General features: G+C 69.1%; 1 protein-coding gene. It reads left to right on the forward strand.

What is annotated here, in order from left to right; all coding sequences use genetic code 11:
- Positions 1–2,476, forward strand: a 2,476-nt coding sequence (gene carB / locus ACFVVU_RS39105) for a carbamoyl-phosphate synthase large subunit (protein WP_387794586.1), incomplete at both ends; no start/stop codon positions are given.

The raw sequence follows: 2,476 nt of genomic DNA on the forward strand, positions 1-2,476 counted from the left end.
TGCCGACGCTGGGCGGCCAGACCGCGCTGAACACGGCGATCTCGCTGCACGCGGCGGGGACGCTGGAGAAGTACGGTGTCGAGCTGATCGGCGCGGACGTCGAGGCGATCAACAAGGGCGAGGACCGCGAGCTGTTCAAGGGCGTCGTGGAGGCGGTGAACGCGAAGATCGGGCACGGTGAGTCCGCGCGTTCGGTGATCTGCCACACCATGGACGAGGTCCTGGCGGGGGTGGACACCCTGGGTGGTTACCCGGTCGTGGTGCGTCCCTCGTTCACGATGGGCGGCGCGGGTTCGGGGTTCGCGCACGACGAGGAGGACCTGCGTCGTATCGCGGGTCAGGGTCTGACGCTGTCGCCGACCACCGAGGTGCTCCTGGAGGAGTCGATCCTCGGCTGGAAGGAGTACGAGCTGGAGCTGATGCGCGACCGCAACGACAACGTCGTGGTGGTCTGCTCGATCGAGAACTTCGACCCGATGGGCGTGCACACCGGTGACTCGATCACGGTGGCGCCGGCGATGACGCTCACCGACCGGGAGTACCAGATCCTGCGGGACATCGGCATCGCGGTGATCCGTGAGGTGGGTGTGGACACCGGCGGCTGCAACATCCAGTTCGCGGTGAACCCGGAGGACGGCCGGGTCATCGTGATCGAGATGAACCCGCGGGTGTCGCGTTCGTCGGCGCTGGCGTCGAAGGCGACGGGTTTCCCGATCGCGAAGATCGCGGCGAAGCTGGCCGTCGGTTACACGCTGGACGAGATCCCCAACGACATCACGGAGCAGACGCCGGCGTCGTTCGAGCCGACCCTCGACTACGTGGTGGTGAAGGTCCCGCGGTTCGCGTTCGAGAAGTTCCCGTCCGCGGACGCGACGCTGACCACGACCATGAAGTCGGTCGGTGAGGCGATGGCGCTGGGCCGTAACTTCCCCGAGGCGCTGCAGAAGGCGCTGCGTTCGCTGGAGAAGAAGGGCTCGCAGTTCACGTGGGCCGGTCCGGTGGGTGACAAGGCGGAGCTGCTGGCGAAGGCGGTGGTGCCGACCGACGGGCGGGTCAACACCGTGATGGAGGCGATCCGTGCGGGTGCCACGCCCGCCGAGGTGTTCGAGGCGACGAAGATCGATCCGTGGTTCGTGGACCAGCTGTTCCTGCTGGACGAGATCGCGGGTGAGCTGGCCGGGGCCGACGAGCTGACCCCGGAGTTGCTGCGGCATGCGAAGCGGCACGGTTTCTCCGATCAGCAGGTCGGCGAGATCCGTGGCCTCAAGTCGGACGTGGTGCGGGAGGTGCGGCACGCGCTGGGTATCCGCCCGGTCTTCAAGACGGTGGACACCTGTGCGGCGGAGTTCGCGGCGAGGACCCCGTACTTCTACTCCTCCTACGACGAGGAGAGCGAGGTCGCCCCGCGCACGAAGCCGGCGGTGATCATCCTCGGCTCCGGGCCGAACCGTATCGGGCAGGGCATCGAGTTCGACTACTCGTGCGTGCACGCCTCGTTCGCGCTCGCGGACGCCGGGTACGAGACGGTGATGGTCAACTGCAACCCGGAGACCGTCTCCACCGACTACGACACCTCCGACCGGCTGTACTTCGAGCCGCTGACGCTGGAGGACGTGCTGGAGATCGTCCACGCGGAGCGGCAGGCCGGTCCGCTGGCGGGCGTGATCGTCCAGCTGGGCGGGCAGACGCCGCTGGGTCTGGCGCAGGCGCTGAAGGACAACGGGGTGCCGGTGGTGGGCACCCAGCCCGAGGCGATCGACCTGGCGGAGGAGCGTGGCGCGTTCGGCCGGGTGCTGCGGGAGGCGGGTCTGCCGGCCCCCAAGCACGGCACCGCGTTCTCCTTCGCCGAGGCCAAGGCCATCGCCGACGAGATCGGCTACCCGGTGCTGGCCCGTCCCTCCTACGTGCTGGGCGGCCGGGGCATGGAGATCGTGTACGACGAGGCGTCGCTGGCGTCCTACCTGGAGCGCCACGCCGGTCTGATCTCCGAGCACCCGGTGCTGATCGACCGTTTCCTCGACGACGCGGTGGAGATCGACGTCGACGCCCTCTACGACGGCACCGAGCTCTACCTGGGCGGCGTCATGGAGCACATCGAGGAGGCCGGTATCCACTCCGGCGACTCCGCCTGCGCGCTGCCCCCGATCACCCTCGGCGGCTACGACATCAAGCGGCTGCGGACCTCGACGGAGGCGATCGCGCGGGGTGTCGGGGTGCGGGGTCTGATCAACATCCAGTTCGCGCTGTCCGGTGACATCCTGTACGTCCTGGAGGCGAACCCGCGGGCCTCGCGCACCGTGCCGTTCACCTCGAAGGCGACGGCGGTGCCGCTGGCGAAGGCCGCGGCGCGGATCTCGCTGGGCGCCACGATCGCGGAGCTGCGCGCGGAGGGCATGCTGCCGGCGGACGGTGACGGTGGCACGTTGCCGGCCGACGCGCCGATCGCGGTCAAGGAGGCCGTGATGCCGTGGAGCCG

Source organism: Kitasatospora sp. NPDC057965 (assembly GCF_042887135.1).
Lineage (GTDB): Bacteria > Actinomycetota > Actinomycetes > Streptomycetales > Streptomycetaceae > Kitasatospora.